Raw genomic sequence first — 3,206 nt, 5'->3', positions numbered from 1 at the left:
GCGGCGGGCGCCGGGGCCGACGACGTGGCTGGTGCCGGGGGCGCGACGGGCTTTGGTACGGACGGCGAGCGGGGCGAGGACGGAGCCCCGGGCGACGGTGCCGCGGGTGACCGGGGCGCTGCCTCCGGCGAGGAGGCGTCCGCGGACGGCCTCGACGACGGCTCCTGGGACGACGAGGACGAGGACGGAGGGGAGGACGAGGCCGAGCTGCCCGAGCTGGCGCCCGGGGAGCTGCCGCCGCAGCGCAACACGTACACCTTCCACGACGAGAAGGTCCTCATCGTGGACGACGACGTGCGCAACGTCTTCGCGCTCACCAGCATGCTGGAGGAGAACGGGCTCTCCGTGCTCTACGCCGAGAACGGGCGCGAGGGCATCGAGGTGCTCGAACAGCACGACGAGGTCCGGGTGGTGCTGATGGACATCATGATGCCGGAGATGGACGGGTACGCGACGACGACCGCGATCCGGCGGATGCCGCAGTTCGCCGGGCTGCCGATCGTCGCCCTCACGGCGAAGGCGATGAAGGGCGACCGGGAGAAGGCCATCGATTCGGGCGCGTCCGACTATGTCACCAAGCCGGTCGATCCCGACCGTTTGCTGACGGCTCTGGAGAAGTGGCTGCGCACCAAGTGATCGCCCTGGCGATGCGCCGGTGAGTGTGCTGCCGTGCGCCCCGCCGTGCCCCCGGTCGTGCGCCGGGGAGCGGCGGGACGCGGGGGCCGGGCCGGTGACGAGCGGCGCGGGGGCCCTGGCCTCGGTGAAGGCCGGGCCCCGGGCGGCGCACGGGGCGGGGCCGCGGCAGGTGTGACCGGGCGGATACCGGGAACTTTTCCGAGGGCCCGGCCGTTCTCACCTCGTACCGCGTGACTTGGCGGTGACTGGGTGTGGCGACAAGTGGGGTGCGGCTACGATGACCGGCACAGGAACGGACGGCGCGACAGAGCCGTCCACCGGGGCGGAGCCCCGCGGATTGCCGGGGCGAGGAGGGCGGGCCATGGTCCAGAAGGCCAAGATTCTCCTGGTCGATGACCGGCCGGAGAATCTGCTCGCGCTGGAGGCCATTCTCTCCGCGCTCGATCAGACTTTGGTCCGGGCGTCGTCGGGAGAGGAAGCGCTCAAGGCGCTGCTGACGGATGACTTCGCGGTCATCCTCCTTGACGTGCAGATGCCCGGCATGGACGGTTTCGAGACCGCCGCGCACATCAAGCGCCGTGAGCGCACCAGGGACATCCCGATCATCTTCCTCACGGCCATCAACCACGGCCCCCACCACACCTTCCGGGGGTACGCGGCGGGCGCGGTCGACTACATCTCCAAGCCCTTCGACCCGTGGGTGCTGCGCGCGAAGGTCTCGGTCTTCGTCGACCTCTACAAGAAGAACTGCAAGCTCAAGGACCAGGCCGCGCTCCTGCGCCTCCAGCTCGAAGGCGAGGGCGAAGGAGCGGGCACCGAGGGCACGGGCGGCGGAACGCGCCGAGGCGGCAAGGCCAACGGCGGGGTCGTCGCCGAACTGTCCTCGCGGCTCGCGGCGGTCGAGGAACAGGCCGAAGCGCTCTCCAAACAGCTCGACGCCGCCGCCGACGCGGCCGCCGTCGCCACCGCCGCGCACCTGGAACGCAAGCTGACCGGCCTGCGCCGCGCGCTCGACGCGCTGGAACCCGGCTCGGGCGGCTCCGGCACGCCGAGCCTCCCGGCGCAGGGCTGACACGGGCGGGCCGAAGCGGACAGGGCCGGCGCGGGGCACCGGGTGCGGCGGGGCGTGCGGGATGCGGCGGGCGTGCGGGGTGTGCTTCGCGGCTCGTACGGGGGTGCCCTTTCCGAGCCGTGCGGGCCGCCTCCCCCAGCCCGTACGGAGTGCGCCGCCCGGTTCCGGTGCGGCGCTCGTCCCTCTTCGGCCCTCTGGCTCCCGTATCGCCTTCCCGGCCGCCCCGCATGAGGGCCCGTCAACCTGACGTTCATCCAGGGAGCGACACGAACGGGTGAAGCCGTAGTCACAGGTGTCCTCAGTGGCCGTGCCCGGTAACCTCAGCACATGGCTTCTCGTTCGTCCGGCAAGGGCTCTCCGAGCACAGCGGGTCCCGCGCGACCGCGGGCCGGGGGCGCGGGCGGGGCGAAGGGCCCAGCGAAGAAGCCGGTCGCCGCGAAGTCCGCCGCCGCGCCCCCCGCGAAGAAGGGCGCCGGCAAGGCCCCCGCGAAGAAGGCACCGGCGAAGAAGGCCGCGGTCAAGAAGGCGCCCGCCAAACCGGCCCCCAGCCCCACCCACGGCATCTACCGGCTCGTCAGGGCCGTGTGGCTGGGCCTCGCGCACGGCATCGGGGCGATGCTGCGCGGCATAGGGCGCGGCGCCAAGGGCCTCGATCCCGCCCACCGCAAGGACGGCCTCGCCCTGCTCCTCCTCGGCCTCGCCCTCGTCGTCGCGGCGGGCACCTGGTCCCGTCTCGATGGTCCCGTCGGCGAACTCGTCGAACTCCTCGTCACCGGCGCCTTCGGCCGCCTCGACCTGCTCGTGCCGATACTGCTCGGCGTCATCGCGGTGCGCCTCATCCGCCACCCCGAGCAACCCGAAGCGAACGGACGCATCGTCATCGGCCTCTCGGCGCTCGTCGTCGGGGTCCTCGGGCAGGTGCACATCGCCTGCGGCGCGCCCAGCAGGGACGCGGGGATCGAGGCGCTCCAGGACGCGGGCGGGCTCATCGGCTGGGCCGCGGCGAGCCCCCTCATCTTCACGATGAGCGACGTCCTCGCCGTCCCGCTGCTGCTCCTGCTCACCGTCTTCGGGCTGCTCGTCGTGACCGCGACGCCCGTGAACGCGATCCCGCAGCGACTGCGGCGGCTCGGGGTGCGGCTCGGGGTCTTCAGCGAGGAACTGGAGACGGAGGAGGAGTTCGCCGCGCACGGCGCGCGGGAGGACGACGCGGACGAACTCGCGCAGGCGAGGCGGCGGCGGGCGACGTCGCGACGGCGCGGCGCCGCCCCGTACGACGTCGACGCGGAGGAAGCGGCGCTGGAGCGGCGCCGCAAGAGCGGCAGCGGCGTCTTCGAGGACCGCGACCTCGACCCGGTGGACGTCGCGGCCCGCGCGGCCGCCGCGCTCGACGGCGCGGTGCTCCACGGCCTGCCGCCCTCCTCGCTGGTGGCCGACCTGACGCACGGGGTGGGGACGGGACGGCGCGAGGGCGAGTCGACGACGCCCGTGCCGACGC

General features: G+C 73.4%; 2 protein-coding genes and 1 pseudogene. All 3 read left to right on the top strand.

The features are described from left to right. A partial coding sequence (locus G3I42_RS37700) for a response regulator (RefSeq protein WP_239096554.1) occupies positions 1-636 on the top strand: 636 nt, incomplete at its 5' end. Positions 637-997: 361 nt separating this feature from the next. Then, positions 998-1,708 carry a response regulator gene (locus G3I42_RS19270; RefSeq protein WP_164287609.1) on the top strand — a complete coding sequence of 237 codons (711 nt, stop codon included), beginning with the start codon at positions 998-1,000 and terminating at the stop codon, positions 1,706-1,708. A gap of 327 nt (positions 1,709-2,035) precedes the next feature. Further along, positions 2,036-3,206: pseudogene (locus G3I42_RS19260) on the top strand (cell division protein FtsK); the annotation flags it as partial.

The sequence above is a fragment of the Streptomyces sp. SID11385 genome (genome assembly GCF_010548245.1).
Classification (GTDB): Bacteria; Actinomycetota; Actinomycetes; order Streptomycetales; family Streptomycetaceae; genus Streptomyces.
This window is presented reverse-complemented; position numbering and strand designations above follow the sequence as displayed.